The organism is Pseudomonas sp. FW305-3-2-15-E-TSA4, assembly GCF_058787295.1.
In genome coordinates this window covers 270474-286603 of the sequence record NZ_JBYSZP010000005.1, presented here as the reverse complement: position 1 = coordinate 286603, position 16130 = coordinate 270474, and the positions used below count along the sequence as shown (strand labels likewise).

The following is a 16130-nucleotide window of genomic DNA, read 5'->3' as shown; positions in this document are numbered from 1 at the left end:
GTGACGGATCAAGTCGACGAGCCGTTCAGTCTTGAACAGCTGTATCACGCCATCGAGCGGCGCATTCAAGAGCACTTTCCGGGCCTGCAGACGGTGTCCATGTGGCCGGATGATTTGGATCGCTTGCCGCTGCCAGCGGTGCTCATCGAATTGGCTGAGATGGAGCCGGGTCTCGATCCGGGAACCGGTGAAACCGGCTTGGCCTGCAAGTTCGAGGCGCGAGTGATCACCGATCCGATTCAGCCGGATGATCATCAACAAGCGGTGTTTCTGGCGGGCCACCTCGCCGCGTTGCTGCGCATGCAGTGCTGGGGCGTTGAGGTCGAGCCGGCCGAGTTCGTTCAGGCCATGCAGGACTGGACCAAACCCGAACTGGACGGCTACACCGTCTGGGTCGTGGAATGGACGCAGCAGATCTACCTCGGCGATGCCGAATGGCCTTGGCCGGATCAGCCGCCGGGCACTCTGTTGTTGAACATTGAGCCAGGCGACGGCCCGTTCCGTCCGGAGGACGTGCAATGAGTTCTGGTTACGTCGCGGCCCAGCACGACCGCATGCTCGCCGGCCTGGTCAAGGATTGCTACGTGGTGGCGGTGGATCTGGCCGCGTCACCCCCAGTGTGCCGAGTCTCGGACGGGGAGTGGGTCAGCGGCTGGGTGCGCTGGCACAGCGTTGCAGCTGGCAAGGCGCGGCACTGGCGGGCACCGAGCATCGACGAGCAAGGCACTTTGATCAGTGCCAGCGGCGATGTCGCGCAAGGCACGTTCATTCCTGGTCTATACGGCAATGGTGGCCCGCCTCCAGATAACCGCGACCACGTCGAGGTCTGGCGTTTCGAGGATGGAGGCTCACTGGTCTACGACTGGCAGGCCAACAGTTACACCATCACCCTGCCGAGCGGTACGGTCACCATCAAGGTCGGATCGACCCAGGCCGAAGTCACCGACAACGCTGTCAGCGTGAAGTCCGGAGCGATCAATCTAGAGGGCGCCGTGAACATCAAGGGGCCGGTCAACATCGACGGATCGTTGCACGCGACACAGAGCATCACCAGCGATGCCGACATTCTGGCCGCCGGCGTAAGTGACAACCACCACAAGCACTAACTCATCACTCATTCAGCCCGTCGCGTGCGGGCTTTTTCATGCCTGGAGAAATCATGGCCAAACATCAAGATGATTTGGCTGCGCCTGAGCTTGTCTCGACCAGCGCAGTACAGATGACCTCGACCGTGACCTTTCGCGACACCCTCTATACCTCGCGCACGGTCATCTTGCCTGACGGCCGCAGCTTGGCCGTAGCGAAAGCCCAGGTATCGGTTGATGGCACCGACGATGTGGCGCTGAAGTGCCTCAAAGCCAACGCCGAGTTCGAGCAACTCAAGGAGTAAACCCGATGATCGGAATGGATCGCCACACCGGGCAACCCATCTCCGGTATCGAGCATTTACGTCAGTCGGTGGCGGACATACTCGGCACGCCGCTGCTGAGCCGACGCGAGCGTCCGGAGTACGGCAGCAAGCTGCGGCGCATGGTCGACCTGCCTATCAACGAAGGCTGGAAAAGCGCCGCTCAAGCGGAAGCGGCCCGGGCGCTGCGCCAGTGGGAACCGCGACTGAAGCTTGAGCGCGTCGTCGCCATCTCGGTGTTGGGCGGGAAAATCAATTTCAGAATCAGCGGCGAGTATCTTGGTGAGCGCGGCACGTTGGAGGTATGGGTATGAGTACGCTGGTGGATCTGACGGAACTGCCCGCACCGGATGTGCTGGAGCCGCTGGACTTCGAAGAGGTGTACAGCGAAGCGCTGGACGTTTTTCGCGGTTACATGGGCGGCAACTGGACGGCATCGCTGGAGAGCGATCCGGTGACCAAGCTGCTGGAAGTCGGCAGTTACATCAAACTCGGCAACCGGGCGCGGGTTAACGACGCGGCCAAGGCGCAGCTGCTGGCGTATGCCATCGGTGCCGATCTGGAGCAACTGGCCGCCAATGTGAATCTCAAGCGCCTGGTGATTCAGGCGGCGGATCCGCTGGCGGTGCCGCCCGTTGAGGCGGTGCTGGAATCCTACGATGCCCTGCGTGAACGGGTGCAGATGGCCTACGAAGGGTTGACCACAGCGGGGCCACGCAACAGCTACATCCTGCATGCCCGTAACGCCTCGGCGCTGGTTGCTGACGCAACAGCCGAAAGCCCGGCGCCGGCCTGTGTCGACGTGACGGTGCTGGGCCTGGAAGGGGACGGCGCTGTTGGGCCGGAGCTGCTGGCCTTGGTCGCCGAAGCTGTTAATGACGACGATGTGCGCCCGGTCGGTGACCGGGTCACGGTACGCGGCGCCGAGATCCTGCGGTACCGGATCGATGCGGTGCTGCACATGAAAGGCACCGGACCGGAAAACGACGCCGCGCTCGCCGAGGCAATCAAGCGCCTTGAGGTCTGGATCAATCCGCGCCGTCGCCTGGGCGTCGAGGTAGCGCGCTCGGGTGTCGATGCGCAGTTGCACGTCGCCGGTGTGGCCCGCGTTGAACTCAAAGACTGGCAGGATCTGAAACCCACCAAGGCGCAGGCGGCGTACTGCACCGGGTGCACCGTCGTATTGGGAGGCTGATATGCGCAGTCTTCTACCGCTCAACAGCACTCCCCTGGAACGGGCTATCGAGGCGACCTTTGCCGAGACCACGCTGATTCCGCTACGCACGTTGTACAACCCCGACACCTGTCCGGCTCATCTGTTGCCGCATCTGGCCTGGGCTTGGTCGGTCGACCGCTGGGATCCTGCGTGGTCGGAACCGGTCAAGCGTGCCGCGATCAAGGCCTCGTTCTACATCCACAAGCACAAGGGCACTATCGGCGCATTACGCCGAGTAGTCGAACCGCTGGGTTACCTGATCGAGGTGCTGGAGTGGTGGCAAAGCGTACCGGAAGGCGTGCCGGGTACCTTCGCGCTGAAGGTCGGTGTACTCGACACCGGCATCACCGAGGAGATGTACCTCGAACTGGAACGCCTGATTGATGACGCCAAACCGGTCAGCCGGCAACTGACCGGCCTCGCCATCAGCCTCGAAACCCAGGGCAACTTGAACATCAGTGTCGCTCTGTACGAGGGCGACGTAATCGACGTTTACCCGCCAGTGATGCGTGACATCGAAGTCACCGGCAGCTTTGGCGTGGTCGGGCGCGAACACTCCGTAGACACTCTGGACGTTTACCAATGATTGATGCGAACTCGCAGTTTTTCGCCATTCTGACCAAGGTCGGAGAGGCAAAGCAAGCGAATGCCGATGCACTCGGTGTTCCCTGGCTGATCAGCCAAATGGGCGTAGGTGATGCTAACGGCACCGATCCCATTCCTGATCGGCTGCAAACCAAACTGATCAACGAATGGCGGCGCCGGCCGTTGAATCAGCTCAAGGTCGATCCAAACAATCCAGCGATCATAATCGCCGAACAGGTCATCCCGGCAGACGAGGGTGGCAAGTGGATTCGTGAGATCGGTCTTTACGACGCGGACGGTGATCTAGTGGCGGTGGCCAACTGCGCGCCAAGCTTCAAGCCCCTGCTGTCGCAAGGTTCAGGCCGCACGCAAATTGTGCGCATGAACTTCATCGTCACCAGCACTGGCAATATTCAGCTCAAGATCGATCCGGCAGTGGTGCTGGCTACGCGCGAATACGTCGACGCGAAGATTCTGGAAGAGCTGTACAAGCTCGACAACAAGCAGTCGGTGCGGCTCGCGACGACGGCAAACATCGTGCTGTCCGGGCTTCAGTCCATCGACGGCGTGGCACTGGTTGTCGGTGATCGGGTACTGGTGAAAAACCAGACTGCCGCCAAGGACAACGGAATATGGGTCGCGGCAGCGGCGGGTTGGTCGCGAGCGGCGGATTCGGACTCCAATACAGAGGTCACATCGGCGTTGCTAGTGTCGGTTGAACAGGGCACCACGTTGGCCGACACCCGTTGGCAGTTGATTACCGACGGGGCGATTGTCTTAGGTACAACGGCGCTGACATTCCAAAACGTGACGCAAGGCTTTGCGCCAATCAATGCTCCGACATTGGTTAACCCATCGGCCAACACACAGCCGCAATTTGATAATTCATCGAAACTTGCCACGACCGAGTTTGTGCAGCGCGCGGCGGGAAGTTTGGCTGGGTACGTCGCCTATGCGGTAAATACGGTTTTAACGGCGGTAGATGTCGGCAAGTACGTCTATGCAAGCGGGGCGACTGTCACTCTAACGCTGCCTGATGTCACGCTGTTGCCCCTTGGAAGTCGTATTTACATTCAGGCGGGAGCAATGACCGTCTGTACTGTAAGGTCAATTAACGGCGCAATCACTGGGCCAAATGGCAATCAGGTGGGTTCGAACAGTGTGGTGCTGGGTAACGGCGTTGCGACAGAATTTATCGCAACAGGTGTGAACTGGCTCGCGGTGGGCGGATCTGGACTCGCCGGGCTTTTTGCCAATGGCTATCAACGGTATCCGTCAGGTTTGATCGAGCAGTGGGGAACCGTAACGATCAATGACAACACTGAATCGTACATTACGCTGCCCATCGCATTCCCTGCGGCAATTCTCGGGGCGATGGCGTCAGTGTCCAACTCATTGGCGATCTCTGGTGGTGAGTTCGCGATTGCCGGTGCGAGAAAGAACGGTGCCAGCTTGAGCACCATTGCTATCAACGCAAACACGGGGCCTCAGACCTCGGTAAGTCAACTCGTAACCTGGCGCGCGTGGGGGTATTGATCATGATTTTTTTTAGTGCGTCTGAGTGCGGCTTCTACGACGACACCATCAACAGCCGCGTACCTGATGACGGGGTCGAGGTCTCCGATGAGCAGCGTCGCGCGATTCTGGAGGGTCAGTCTGCCGGAATGGTTGTCGCTGCTGACGAGTTCGACGGCCCTATCCTTGTCGAGCGGCCGGCGCCTAGCGCTGAGGTGCTGGCCGCCGCTGAGCGTGTTTGGCGTGATCGGCAATTGGCGGCTACTGACCCTCTGGTTTCACGCCATCGCGACGAGGTCGAGGAAGGCGGGTCGACCTCGATCACGCCTGAGCAATATACCGAGCTGCAAGGTTATCGTCGGCTGTTGCGCGACTGGCCGCAAGGGGGGCAATTCCCACTGATCGATCACCGCCCGGTCGCACCGCAGTGGCTGTCCGGTCAGCTTCAATAAGCGCTCCGCACTGACGGGGCGTTTTCTTTCCGTTACGCGTAACACGAACACCCTCACAGCCTCGCTTATGCGGGGCTTTTTCGTTTCTGGAGATTGACCTCTATGAGTTTCTTTCACGGCGTCACGACCACTTCGGTCGATACCGGCGCACGCACTATCTCGTTGCCGTCCTCGTCGATCATCGGCTTGTGCGACACCTTCAGTCCCGGGCAGCTCGGTGGTGGTACCGCCAAGGCCGGCGAACTCAAACTGATCACTACCGAGCGTGAAGCCATTGCCGCGTTCGGCGCCGAGTCGGCGATCACCAAAGCCTGCCAGGCGATCTACGCCAAAGCCAAGGCGGTGATCGTCGCCATCGGTGTGCCAAAGATGGACGACCCGGCGCTGCAGACCTCGGCCATCATCGGCGGCGTGTTAGCTTCGGGTCAGCGTACTGGCCTGAAGGCGCTGCTTGATGGCAAAAGCCTGTTCAATGCCCAGCCGCGATTGCTGATCGCGCCCGGTCATTCGGCCACGCAAGCGGTGGCCACAGAGATGGATAGCCTGGCGCAGAAGCTGCGGGCCATCGGCATCATCGACGGGCCATGCACCACCGACGAGGCCGCGATGGCCTACGCGAAAAACTTCGGCAGTCGCAACCTGTTCATGGTCGACCCGGGCGTGCAGTACTGGGATACCGGTGAAAGCAAAACCGTGGATGCACCGGGCTCGGCCTGGACGGCGGGTCTGTTTGCCTGGACGGATGCTACCTACGGTTTCTGGGCCTCGCCTTCGAACAAGGAACTCACCGGCATCACCGGTACCACCCGCGCCGTCGAGTACCTGGACGGCGATGAAACCTGCCGGGCCAACCTGCTCAACAACGCGAACATCACCACGATCATTCGCGACGACGGTTATCGCCTCTGGGGCAACCGTACTCTGTCGAGCGATCCGAAATGGGCTTTCGTCACCCGCGTGCGCACGCTGTTCATTCTCATGGACGCGGTGCAGGCCGGGCACAAATGGGCGGTCGACCGCTCGATCACCAAGACCTACGTCAAGGACGTCACCGACGGCTTGGAAGCATTCATGCGCGACCTGAAAAATCAGGGAGCGGTGATCAACTTCGAGGTGTACGCCGACCAGGAGCTGAACACGGCCAGCCAGATCGAGCAGGGCAAGGTGTACTGGCGGATCCGCTTCACCGACGTGCCGCCGGCCGAGAACCCGAATTTCCTCTTCGAAGTCACCAACGAGTGGATGACCGAAGTGCTTGAAGCCGCCTAAGGAGGCCACCTGATGATTCCTGAAGTTCTGTCCAACTGCGCCGGGTTTATCGACGGCGTGAGTTTTGCCGGCGAGATGCCGAGCCTGACCCTGCCCAAGGTCGTGCTGAAAACCGAAACCTACCGGGGCGGCGGCATGGCCGGCGAGATCGAGATCCCGACCGGTGTCGAGAAACTCGAAGCCGGATTCACCACTAATGGTGTGCGCCGCGAGGCGCTGAAATGGTTCGGCCTGTCCGACCGCACCGCGTGTACGGCGGTGTTCCGAGCCACGTTCAAAGGCCTCAAGGGCAAGGTCACTCCGGTCATCGTGACCATGCGCGGCGGCCTCAAAGAGGTCGACATGGGCGACTGGAAGGCCGGTGAAAAAGCCGAGAGTAAACACAACATGGCGTTGACCTACTACAAGCTCGAAGTCGGTGGTCGGTTGATCTACGAGATCGACATGGTCGGCATGGTGCTGGTGGTCGACGGCGTTGATCAACTGGCAGAAGAACGTTCGGCCCTGGGCCTTTAAGGACAAACGCAATGACTCAAGCAATTCAAGTTACACCCGAACAGTCGCTCCCTAAGTGGATGGAACTGACCGAGGAAGGGTTTCGTATCAGCCTCAAATACCCGACCGAACTCAATGGCGTGCAGGTCGACCGCCTGACGATGCGCGCACCTTGCGTGCGGGATGTGCGGGCCGCGCAAGCGGCCTCCAACGGTGATGCCGAGCAGCGGGAATTGTCGCTTTTTTCCTCGCTGACCCAGACCTCCGAGGCGGATCTGGTGGGACTCAAGATGGTGGATTACATGCGCTTGCAGGCCGGCTACTTTCGTCTGGTCACGGACGACTAAGTGCGACGGTTCTACGTTGAAGATCCTGGCCAAGCGTATGGCGAAAGAGACCGGATTCTCGGCGGCCGAGATCCTGGCCATGTCCTTCAACGAACTGGTGTGGTGGCTCTCTGACTGAGCCACCGCCTAACCAACCTTGAGCATAAGGTCCGCACATGGCGAAGAACCTCGCACTCGGCTTTGTCATTGGCGGCGCCGTCGATCCGACGGTAGGCAAAGCGTTCAAGGACGTCGAAAGCAAGATCAAACATTTAGACACCGTGGGCAGCAAGGCCCGCGTGTTGCAGAACACCATTGGCGACACCATGCGTCTGCGCGATGAATGGCGCAAGGCGCACACCACCGGCGCCGAAGGCGCAGACAAGCTGCTGGCGAAATACGAAAAGAACCTCGCGCTGCTCAAGAAACAGGGCGTCGAGGTGGGGCGGCTCAGCAAGGCCTACGCCACCATGGGCCGCGTGGCCGCCGGCGCCGAACTGAAAGCGTTGGGCCACCGGCAGATCGAGGAGGGCCGGTCCGGCCTGAAAAGCACCCTCGGTCAAGCCGGTGCGCTGACCGCTGCAGCGGCCATCCCGACCAAGGTCAGTGCGGACTATGGCGCGATCATCCGGGACATTGCGATCAAGGCCAACATTGCCAACACGCCGGAAGAGGCGCAGCTGTCCAAGACTGTGATCGACACGTCACGCGATACAGGCATGGCGCGTAATCAGGTGGCCGAAGTCGTCAACGCCCTGGTCGGCGCCGGTATGGAGTTGGACAAGGCGCTGTCCTATGCACCGACCGCAGCCAAGTTTGCGGTGGGCCAAGGATCGGAAGGCACTGAAACGGCGAAGATGATCAACGCATTGGGTCAGAACGCCAAGATTACCGATCCCAAAGTGATGCAGCAGGCGCTGGAGGCCATCGCCTACCAAGGCCAGGCGGGCAGTTTTGAAGCGGTCGACATGGCCAAGTGGTTTCCTGAGTTGCTGGCTGGCATGGGCAAACTGGGTATCACCGGCATGGATTCGGTGACGCAGTTGGGCGCGATGCTGCAGGTGCAAATGAAAACGGCCGGTGGTTCGGACGAAGCGGCTAACAACCTCAAAAACTGGATGGAGAAAATCGGCTCCGGTGAGACGGTCAAGGCCTACCAGAAGGCCGGGATCGACTATAAGGGGTCGATGCAGACCGGTTTGCAGAATGGCAAATCCACACTGGAATCCAGTTTTGCCCTGGCCCAGAAATACATCGAAGCGACTGATCCGAAGCGAGCCGCCGAGATGGCCAAGGCCACAGCGGCGATCAGTAAGGAGGCTGACCCCGAGAAAGCCAAGGCCATGATGAAGTCTCTGGAGGAGGCTTTGCGCACCGGTGACCTGTTCGCCGATATGCAGGTCAAGGCTGCGCTGACTGCGTACATGCAGAACAAGGATCTGTATGAACAGCTGAAAAAGGATTCCGGCGGGGCGACCGGGATCCTCGATAAGAACCTAGCCGAGCGCCGGCAAACCTCGGCGCAGAAATGGTCCGAAATGGCCCAGTCGATGGACGATGCCATGCGCAGCATCGGCGATGCGATCCGGCCGGTCACCGATTCCGTGGCCGACGGCATCAACAACGTTAGTCGCAAGCTGTCGGGCTTTGCCGACGAGTTCCCGCGGGTCACGCTCGGCATCGGCACGGCCGTGGCTGGATTGGTTGCGCTCAAGGGGGCCGTCAGCGCCTTCAAGATTGGCAAGGGGCTGATGAACCTCGGGCGCGGCACGCTGATGGGCAATCCGAACATCCCGCAAAAGGTGATCGTTACCAACCTTCCGGGTGCTGGTGGCGGGCTGAGTGGCGGTGATCTCGATGCCGGCGGCGAGGGCAAGAAAGGCAAAGGGGGGAAAGGCGGCGGGAGAGGAGGTGGTGGTCGTGGTGCCAAGATTGTTGGCGGCATGAAAGGTCCAGCGCTGCTGGCGGTGGTGGATGCTGGTTTTAAAGCCTACGACACCTATGAAAATGCCGAGACCCAGGATGAAAAGGCGGAAGGCTACGGACAAGCGGCCGGCGGTTTGGCAGGTACCCTGGCCGGCGCGGCTGCGGGAGCCGCTATCGGTTCGGCAGTGCCCATTATCGGCAACATCGTCGGCGGCCTGATTGGTGGCTATCTCGGCTACATGGGCGGCGATGCGCTCGGTGGAGTCATGGGTAAAAAGCTGTTCGGCGCTGGTGAGTCGCTGAAAAAAGTACCAGATGCCGGGCCGTTGATGATGGCCGATGCCGGGAAAAACCTGTCGCCAGTAATGGGCGATATTGCTCGGTCATTCGAACCCAAGCCAGCTGGTCCTTTGGCACCTTCTGCAGCAATGGGCGATGTGGCCAGGTCGTTGACCGCACCTATCAGTGCACCAGTGCCACCGGCTCTATTGGCTGCACCGGTTCCTGCTGCGAAAGCCGAGTCGCCGAAAATCGAGCAACAGGTCCAAATCTCGGCGCCGCTGCACATCACCGTCCAGGGCGATGCCAAGGATCCGGCGCAAATGGCGCGTGAGCTGCAGCCCTTCATCGCGCAGCAGATGCAGCAGGCCACGCAGCAGTTGCAGAACCGCAAGCTGTATGACGAACCACATGTGTAAGGAGGGCCAATGGCCTACATGGAACAGCTGCAGTCGGGTCTGAAGAATCTGGCTGCAGCGGGGGAGACTGGACGACGTAGCCTGGACGGCATGATGGGGCCGGTTAACGGTGCCATCAGCGAAATCAGCGGCGCGGCCTCGGAGTTGGAAGGTATTCCAATCGTGGGGCCGGCGGTCGGGGCAAAGCTGCAGCGTGTCATGCGCGGCGTCAACGCCGCGCAGGCCAAGGTCGGCCAGGTGGTGGCCACCTACAACAAGGCCACCCGCGCCGTGTCGCAGATTGATGAGCGGATGGGCGAACTCAAGGAACAGGCAGCGCGGGCGTCCACCGCGATCAACAAGATCGCCGGCAAGGTCAGTCCATCACTGGGGAACATTCTGCCGACCGGATCACTGGCGGGTGACGCGACACCGATGCCGGAAGCGGTGAAGCCGTTTCCGCACCTGTTAGTCGTACAGCCGCTGGATCCCAAGGCGGTCCCGTATTACTTCAACCTGGACACCGCCGCCTTCGACGAGCTGCGGCGCTCGACTGAGTACCGCTGGGCATCGCAAGAACGGTTGACCCGCCGTCCGGCGCAGCAAGCGGTGGGCATCGGCGAGGAAAAAATCACCCTCAAGGGCGCGATCTTCCCGGGCTTCAAGGGCGGAATCAAGCAGCTGGACACCCTGCGCAGCCTCGGTGCCCAGCTCCTGCCTCTGACCCTTACCACCGGTTATGGCGACGTGCTCGGCACCTGGTGCTTGAAGAACGTCGAAGAAGAACAGAGCGCGCTCCTGCAGGGCGGTATCCCGCGCAAGCAGGCATTTACATTGGAGTTCACGCGTTATGGCGATGACCTGCAGAACGTCTGACGGGGATCTGCTGGACACCCTGTGCTACCACGCCTATGGGCATTTGAGTGGAACGGTCGAGGCGGTGCTTGATGCCAATCAGGGGCTGGCCGATCAGCCGCAGCCGTATCGCGCCGGCATCGTGATCGAGCTGCCGGATCTGCCTGGTCCCATTGAAGAAGGCCTAGCGCTTTGGAGTTGATGGTCTACAGTCATAGCGTAGCCCTTGTTGTACCTGCAGCTACACCCCTTCAAAACCCGCCTCGTGCGGGTTTTTTTATGGAAAAAATAAATGACTCCTGCCTTTCGTATCGTCGCCGACGGCGCCGACATTACCGCGCTGATCAATGATCGACTGCTGCAACTCAAAACCACTGATAAGCCTGGAATGGAGTCCGACGAATTCGAACTGCGCATCGACGACCGTGATGGCGCGGTGGTGCTGCCTCCACGCGGTGCCAGCATCGAGATTTACCTGGGCTACGCAGAAACTAAACTGACGCGGATCGGCCGTTACGTCGTCGATGAGATCGAGCTGTCCGGCCCGCCGGATACGCTGGTGATCACCGGCAAGGCCAGCGACATGCGCGGCAGCGGCAAAACGATCCGCAGCGGCAGTTGGGAAAATGTGCCGCTGTCTCGGATCGTGGCTGATATCGCTGCACGTAATGGCTGGCAGCCGGTGTGCCCAGTGCAAACCAAGGTGCCGCGTGCCGATCAGTTGAATGAATCGGACTTCAACTTCATCACGCGTCTGGCCAAGCAGTACGACTGCACTGCCAAGGTCGCCGACGGAAGACTGCTGGTGATGTCACGTCAGGGCGGGCAGAGCGCCTCGGGCAAGTCTTTCGGTGTGGTTCTGATCCAACGGCGCGACCTCAGTCGCTTTCAGTTTCGTCTCGGGGATCGCAACACGCACAAGGCGGTATCGACCAAACACCAGGATAAAAAGACGGGAAAGCTCGCAGTGGTCACTTTAGACAACGACGAATCGCCGGACGGCTTACCGCCAGTGCATACCGACCGCCACATCTACCCGAACAAGTCAGCCGCCGAAGCGGCAGCCCAGGCACGTCTCACTGCGTTCAACCGCTCCACTGCCGGCGTCCGGCTGGAAATGCCTGGGCGCACCGATCTGTTTGCCGAACGATCGATCAACGCTCAAGGCTTCAAGGTCGGCCTCGATGGCGAGTACCTGGTCGACTCTGTGGAGCAGGTGTTTACCCAGTCCGGTTGGAGCACAACGGTCGAGTGCAACGGCGGCAAGAAGGGCAAGGCGAAAGCCGAAGGCAAGAAGAAAAAAGCGGCGAGGGATCTGAAGGTCGTTCAGCTCAACTAAAAGCGTCGCATCCCCACACCTCAAGGAGACATCGATGTCACTGACAGAACAGCAACTGCAACGCATCATGCCCAACGCCCGCCGCCAAGCGGGCGTTTTTGTATCCGCCCTCAACGCAGCCATGGCTCACCGGCAGATCAACACGCCGAAACGCCAAGCCGCTTTTCTGGCGCAAGTCGGTCACGAGTCGGGTCAGCTGCAGTACGTCCGGGAGCTGGGCGGCGATCAGTACCTGAGCAAATACGACACCGGCAACCTGGCTGCGAAACTGGGCAACACCCCGGCAGCGGATGGTGATGGCCAGCGCTATCGCGGTCGCGGTCTGATCCAGGTCACCGGTCACGACAACTACCTGCGCTGCAGCCTGGCACTGTTCGGTGACGAGCGATTGCTGCGTACCCCAGAGCTGCTGGAGTTGCCGCAATGGGCTGCTGAATCGGCGGCATGGTTCTGGTCGGTAAGTGGGTTGAACACGCTTGCGGATCGAAATGAATTCAACGCGATCACCCGCCGGATCAACGGCGGTCTCAATGGTCTGCAGGATCGGCTCGAACTTTGGGGGCGGGCGAGGGCGGTTTTATGCGTCTCAGCGACCTGATACCTGCTCCTTATCGGCTGCTGGGCAAGGTGGTGCTGCTGATCGCCTTGGTCGGCATACCCGCCGCCATTACCTGGCAGGTGCAGGACTGGCGCTACGGTAGTCGGCTCAGCGAGCAGTCCCGGCAGCACACCGAAACCCTAAATCAGTTGGCCCAGGCTGCGGTCGTGCAACAGCGTGCCGAACAAGACAAGCGCCTCGCGCTCGAGCAGCGTCTGGCAGCCAGCGAACAAACCCATTATAGAGCCTTGAGCGATGTCCAACGTGATCAAGGTCGCCTGCGCGACCGCCTTGCCACTGCTGATCTGCGCCTGTCAGTCCTACTCGACGCCACCTCCGACGCCGGCGACAGATCGGTGTCAGCCACCACCGCCACCGGCGGCGTGGTTCATGGCCCCACAAGAGCCGAACTTGACCCGGCGCATGCTCAACGAATTATCGGCGTCACCGATGACGGCGACCGGGGGCTGATTGCCCTCGCGGCCTGTCAGGCATACGCCAAAGAAGTCTCAACACCGAAGTGAAAAAAAGAGCGGCCGGTCCGGATGCGTCAACATCCGGATCGACCGCCGTCCCTGCAGATGGTCCCTGCAAGTCCAGCCAAGGCTCTTGCTCCGTGCACAAAGCGCGGCGAGCCTAGCACCTGTTTATCCATACAGTAAAGGTCTTGCTATCAATGTCTACACCCATCATCCCTTGGATGGGCGGCAAACGCCGCCTGGCCAACCGCCTCATTCCGCTTTTTCCGCCACACGAATGCTACGTTGAAGTCTTTGCCGGCGGTGCCGCGCTCTACTTCATGAAGCCCCAGCCATCGCCGATCGAAGTCCTGAACGATATCAACGGCGACCTGGTCACGCTTTACCGCGTTGTGCAGAACCACCTCGAAGAATTTGTGCGCCAATTCAAGTGGGCACTCAGCTCGCGGCAGGTGTTCGAATGGCAGAAAATGACCCGCCCCGAAACCCTCACCGACATCCAGCGCGCCGCCCGATTCTTCTACCTGCAGCACCATGCCTTTGCCGGCAAGGTCTCCGGTCAGACTTTCGGGACGGCGACGACTGCCCCGGCTATCAACCTGCTGCGCATCGAGGAGAACCTCTCGGCCGCGTGGCAGCGCCTATCCGGCACCTACGTCGAAAACCTCCCCTGGCTTGAATGCGCTGAACGCTACGACCGTGCCCACACGTTCCATTACATGGACCCGCCTTACTGGCAGACCGCCGGCTATGGCGTGGACTTCCCGTTCGAAAACTATGAGCGGATCGCCGACTTCATGCGCCGCTGCAAAGGCAAAGTGATGGTCAGCATCAACGATCACCCGGACATCCGTCGCGTGTTCGAAGGCTTCCATTTTGAAACTTTGGACATCCGATACAGCAACACTAATCAAAGGCAAGGCAAAGCAGGGATGAGTGGGGAACTGGTCATCATGAACTGGACGCACTACGATTTCGGTGGGCTATTCTGAGAGTTGTTTGTGCCTAAGAAATACGGGTAATCTGTCTTGATTCGAAGGTTAAATACCGCTTCGTGATTTTATAAAAAGGTTTGGGCGTAACCAGCCCGCATCGATGTACATAGGGAGGCAATATGAATGCGGGCGAAATAGGAGCAGTTGCTGGTAGGGTTTTTTTATACAAGTTGCCATCTAGTTGGATATTTAGATCTCAAGAAGATCAAAATGACCACGGGATTGATGGGGAGATTGAGTTAAAAGATGCTGCCGGCAAAGCGCTAGGGGAAAATTCAATTTTCAAAGTGCAGATAAAAGGTCAGGAGTTTTCGAGTTTTATAAATGGTGGGTCGACTGTTTCTTTTGGTTTGGGTTTGGAACGGTTAAAATACTATTTTTCATTTGGTATTCCTGTTGTCCTAGTCGTTGTCGAAGTTTCAAGCGAGCGCATTTTTTGGGTGCCGGTGACAGGAAATGAAGATTTGATTGCAAAGGCCGAAAGGTCGGCATTGAATGAAACAGTTCAAATCCACTTGCCCGTCGTGAATGAGATTCTCAAAGGTTCGCCTCAGTCTACTGATGCGCTTTTAAATGCCGTAAGTATCTGTTGGGATTATCTCGCATTCAAAGGTTTGAAATCATCGATTTCAAATCTTCATGTCATCAGTCCGGATGCACTGCAAAAACGTATTGAAGATGTCGGGGGTGCGCTTTTCAAAGCTTATCATCAACAGCTTGATAACTTGCTCAGAGGCAAAGAGTTTGGGCATGTCTATGAACTATCAAAGCAGTTGATAAGTTCGGAAATAGTTCCTTCCTCAGACCGTTTCGTTGCAGCTCTCTATTATGATCAGGCCTTTGCTGTTGCGCCTTTTACCAATATCAAAAGAGAACAGCTGCAGCAAAAACTGCTGATTTGTGATTTGCTGCTTGCATTAGCTAGGGAGAAGCAAAGCCAAGCATACCGATTGCTAGCTATAGGTAAATCGCGAGTCTTGATGTTTAGGATTCGAGCTGAGCAGCTTTATGCGATGCACAATACTAATAAAGCGCTTCCTGAAAACAGCATAGAAAAATATATGTTTAATATCGAGGAGCATAAGCTATACAGTATTTGCTGTGATAATCTGCAAAAACTTGCAGTGTTGTGTCAGCGCCTTACTAAGCTCGATCAGTTCGGGATTTTGTGTGACGTCTTCGTCAGTGCTGTAGTGTCAATTTTACTGTTTAGGGCAGTGCATGGTGATCGAGGTGATGTCACCGCTGTTTCTATATTCGATGCATGGTTTCGTAGTGTTTATTTACTTGTGTTTGCGTCCTGCTCGCTAACAGGAGAGCTGGAAAAAGCAGTGGCGCTTTATAGGTTTTTGGTTCGCTCGGAAATTACCTTGGAACAGACTACGGAAATCAAGAAATTAGTAAGGTTCAATGCTGAGTTGATTGGCCGTTTTGAAGATTTTGACGGCGAATGTGCAAGCGCTGAAAGTGGGCCGGAAAGCTTTTTTGATTTAAGTGTGTTGGAGCAAAAAAAATACTTCACATCTATTGCAAAAGATTTAGGAATGGACCCCGATGACCCGAAATGCATGTTGGGAGGGATAGTCGCTCGCGGGCTCGTTAACTATGATCCAAGTGAGATCCTAAATAAGTGCGAACATCTGTTCGTCAGTTACCGTCCCGCCGGTATGGTGGCCGAAACACTCCGTATGCACTCAGCCGGGGGGATGCACTTGTTGGTATGTTTGAAGCATGATTATGCTGCAGGGACTGGTGGGCTGTTATTTCCTTTGTACGACAACGAGTCGGAGCAAGAGTTTTTGAGAGGTTTCAAACAAAACCATTGTGATACCTGTAAAGATTGCAAACCGAGGGAGGATGAATGGAGCTGGAGTTTGCGGTGGCAGCACGATAGTGAGTCTGAACATAAAGACGCGTTAGCTAAGTTCGGATCTTGGTAAGTCAATAAATTGCAGTTTGCTATGAAGCAAAGGTGATTTTTCTCAAATTGGCGCT

19 protein-coding genes are annotated in these 16130 nt (G+C 58.3%); all 19 read left to right on the top strand.

Annotation, left to right across the window (positions count from 1 at the left end; translation table 11 throughout):
• The 19 genes from AC3WMV_RS09295 (at position 1) to AC3WMV_RS09205 (ending at position 16075) form a co-directional block, all read left to right on the top strand.
• A complete protein-coding gene (locus tag AC3WMV_RS09295; protein ID WP_103368792.1) occupies positions 1-522 on the top strand; it encodes a hypothetical protein in 522 nt (173 codons plus the stop codon).
• The gene (locus AC3WMV_RS09290) at positions 519-1106 is read left to right on the top strand and encodes a phage baseplate assembly protein V (protein ID WP_103368791.1); all 588 of its coding nucleotides are present in this window, start codon (positions 519-521) and stop codon (positions 1104-1106) included. The genes AC3WMV_RS09295 and AC3WMV_RS09290 overlap by 4 nt, the downstream gene beginning before the upstream one ends.
• 53 nt (positions 1107-1159) lie before the next feature.
• Positions 1160-1390 carry a hypothetical protein gene (locus AC3WMV_RS09285; RefSeq protein ID WP_103368790.1) on the top strand — a complete coding sequence of 77 codons (231 nt, stop codon included), beginning with the start codon at positions 1160-1162 and terminating at the stop codon, positions 1388-1390.
• A gap of 5 nt (positions 1391-1395) precedes the next feature.
• Entirely contained in the window at positions 1396-1722 is a 327-nt protein-coding gene (locus tag AC3WMV_RS09280; RefSeq protein ID WP_103368789.1) for a GPW/gp25 family protein, read from the top strand.
• Complete coding sequence (locus tag AC3WMV_RS09275; protein WP_103368788.1) at positions 1719-2603, top strand: baseplate assembly protein; 885 nt, start codon at positions 1719-1721, stop codon at positions 2601-2603. Before AC3WMV_RS09280 ends, AC3WMV_RS09275 begins: the two co-directional genes overlap by 4 nt.
• A 1-nt stretch (position 2604) precedes the next feature.
• Positions 2605-3210 (top strand): phage tail protein I, encoded by a 606-nt coding sequence (locus AC3WMV_RS09270; protein ID WP_103368787.1) that lies wholly within the window; start codon positions 2605-2607, stop codon positions 3208-3210.
• Positions 3207-4745 (top strand): phage tail protein, encoded by a 1539-nt coding sequence (locus AC3WMV_RS09265; protein WP_103368786.1) that lies wholly within the window; start codon positions 3207-3209, stop codon positions 4743-4745. Before AC3WMV_RS09270 ends, AC3WMV_RS09265 begins: the two co-directional genes overlap by 4 nt.
• Before the next feature lie 2 nt (positions 4746-4747).
• Positions 4748-5176 (top strand): phage tail assembly chaperone, encoded by a 429-nt coding sequence (locus tag AC3WMV_RS09260; RefSeq protein ID WP_103368785.1) that lies wholly within the window; start codon positions 4748-4750, stop codon positions 5174-5176.
• 102 nt (positions 5177-5278) lie between these two features.
• On the top strand, positions 5279-6445 hold the full coding sequence (locus AC3WMV_RS09255) for a phage tail sheath subtilisin-like domain-containing protein (protein WP_103368784.1): 1167 nt from the start codon (positions 5279-5281) through the stop codon (positions 6443-6445).
• Positions 6446-6457: 12 nt separating this feature from the next.
• A complete protein-coding gene (locus AC3WMV_RS09250) occupies positions 6458-6961 on the top strand; it encodes a phage major tail tube protein (protein ID WP_103368783.1) in 504 nt (167 codons plus the stop codon).
• Between the two features lie 11 nt (positions 6962-6972).
• The gene (locus tag AC3WMV_RS09245; protein ID WP_103368782.1) at positions 6973-7287 is read left to right on the top strand and encodes a phage tail assembly protein; all 315 of its coding nucleotides are present in this window, start codon (positions 6973-6975) and stop codon (positions 7285-7287) included.
• A 155-nt stretch (positions 7288-7442) separates the two neighbouring features.
• Positions 7443-9890 carry a phage tail tape measure protein gene (locus AC3WMV_RS09240; protein WP_103368781.1) on the top strand — a complete coding sequence of 816 codons (2448 nt, stop codon included), beginning with the start codon at positions 7443-7445 and terminating at the stop codon, positions 9888-9890.
• Positions 9891-9899: 9 nt separating this feature from the next.
• Entirely contained in the window at positions 9900-10745 is an 846-nt protein-coding gene (locus tag AC3WMV_RS09235; RefSeq protein ID WP_103368780.1) for a phage tail protein, read from the top strand.
• Complete coding sequence (locus tag AC3WMV_RS09230; protein WP_103368779.1) at positions 10720-10926, top strand: tail protein X; 207 nt, start codon at positions 10720-10722, stop codon at positions 10924-10926. The genes AC3WMV_RS09235 and AC3WMV_RS09230 overlap by 26 nt, the downstream gene beginning before the upstream one ends.
• A gap of 90 nt (positions 10927-11016) precedes the next feature.
• Complete coding sequence (locus AC3WMV_RS09225) at positions 11017-12063, top strand: phage late control D family protein (protein ID WP_103368778.1); 1047 nt, start codon at positions 11017-11019, stop codon at positions 12061-12063.
• A 34-nt stretch (positions 12064-12097) separates the two neighbouring features.
• Entirely contained in the window at positions 12098-12661 is a 564-nt protein-coding gene (locus tag AC3WMV_RS09220; RefSeq protein ID WP_103368777.1) for a glycoside hydrolase family 19 protein, read from the top strand.
• Entirely contained in the window at positions 12643-13185 is a 543-nt protein-coding gene (locus tag AC3WMV_RS09215; protein WP_103368776.1) for a lysis system spanin subunit, read from the top strand. The genes AC3WMV_RS09220 and AC3WMV_RS09215 overlap by 19 nt, the downstream gene beginning before the upstream one ends.
• 152 nt (positions 13186-13337) lie before the next feature.
• The gene (locus AC3WMV_RS09210; RefSeq protein WP_103368775.1) at positions 13338-14132 is read left to right on the top strand and encodes a DNA adenine methylase; all 795 of its coding nucleotides are present in this window, start codon (positions 13338-13340) and stop codon (positions 14130-14132) included.
• A 122-nt stretch (positions 14133-14254) separates the two neighbouring features.
• The gene (locus AC3WMV_RS09205) at positions 14255-16075 is read left to right on the top strand and encodes a DUF4365 domain-containing protein (protein WP_103368774.1); all 1821 of its coding nucleotides are present in this window, start codon (positions 14255-14257) and stop codon (positions 16073-16075) included.
• Positions 16076-16130 lie beyond the last annotated feature (55 nt).

Coding starts and splice junctions, on each gene's coding strand:
- AC3WMV_RS09290 (WP_103368791.1), top strand. CDS start 519: ATGAGTTCTGGTTACGTCGCGGCCCAGCACGACCGCATGCTCGCCGGC.
- AC3WMV_RS09285 (WP_103368790.1), top strand. CDS start 1,160: ATGGCCAAACATCAAGATGATTTGGCTGCGCCTGAGCTTGTCTCGACC.
- AC3WMV_RS09280 (WP_103368789.1), top strand. CDS start 1,396: ATGATCGGAATGGATCGCCACACCGGGCAACCCATCTCCGGTATCGAG.
- AC3WMV_RS09275 (WP_103368788.1), top strand. CDS start 1,719: ATGAGTACGCTGGTGGATCTGACGGAACTGCCCGCACCGGATGTGCTG.
- AC3WMV_RS09270 (WP_103368787.1), top strand. CDS start 2,605: ATGCGCAGTCTTCTACCGCTCAACAGCACTCCCCTGGAACGGGCTATC.
- AC3WMV_RS09265 (WP_103368786.1), top strand. CDS start 3,207: ATGATTGATGCGAACTCGCAGTTTTTCGCCATTCTGACCAAGGTCGGA.
- AC3WMV_RS09260 (WP_103368785.1), top strand. CDS start 4,748: ATGATTTTTTTTAGTGCGTCTGAGTGCGGCTTCTACGACGACACCATC.
- AC3WMV_RS09255 (WP_103368784.1), top strand. CDS start 5,279: ATGAGTTTCTTTCACGGCGTCACGACCACTTCGGTCGATACCGGCGCA.
- AC3WMV_RS09250 (WP_103368783.1), top strand. CDS start 6,458: ATGATTCCTGAAGTTCTGTCCAACTGCGCCGGGTTTATCGACGGCGTG.
- AC3WMV_RS09245 (WP_103368782.1), top strand. CDS start 6,973: ATGACTCAAGCAATTCAAGTTACACCCGAACAGTCGCTCCCTAAGTGG.
- AC3WMV_RS09240 (WP_103368781.1), top strand. CDS start 7,443: ATGGCGAAGAACCTCGCACTCGGCTTTGTCATTGGCGGCGCCGTCGAT.
- AC3WMV_RS09235 (WP_103368780.1), top strand. CDS start 9,900: ATGGCCTACATGGAACAGCTGCAGTCGGGTCTGAAGAATCTGGCTGCA.
- AC3WMV_RS09230 (WP_103368779.1), top strand. CDS start 10,720: ATGGCGATGACCTGCAGAACGTCTGACGGGGATCTGCTGGACACCCTG.
- AC3WMV_RS09225 (WP_103368778.1), top strand. CDS start 11,017: ATGACTCCTGCCTTTCGTATCGTCGCCGACGGCGCCGACATTACCGCG.
- AC3WMV_RS09220 (WP_103368777.1), top strand. CDS start 12,098: ATGTCACTGACAGAACAGCAACTGCAACGCATCATGCCCAACGCCCGC.
- AC3WMV_RS09215 (WP_103368776.1), top strand. CDS start 12,643: ATGCGTCTCAGCGACCTGATACCTGCTCCTTATCGGCTGCTGGGCAAG.
- AC3WMV_RS09210 (WP_103368775.1), top strand. CDS start 13,338: ATGTCTACACCCATCATCCCTTGGATGGGCGGCAAACGCCGCCTGGCC.
- AC3WMV_RS09205 (WP_103368774.1), top strand. CDS start 14,255: ATGAATGCGGGCGAAATAGGAGCAGTTGCTGGTAGGGTTTTTTTATAC.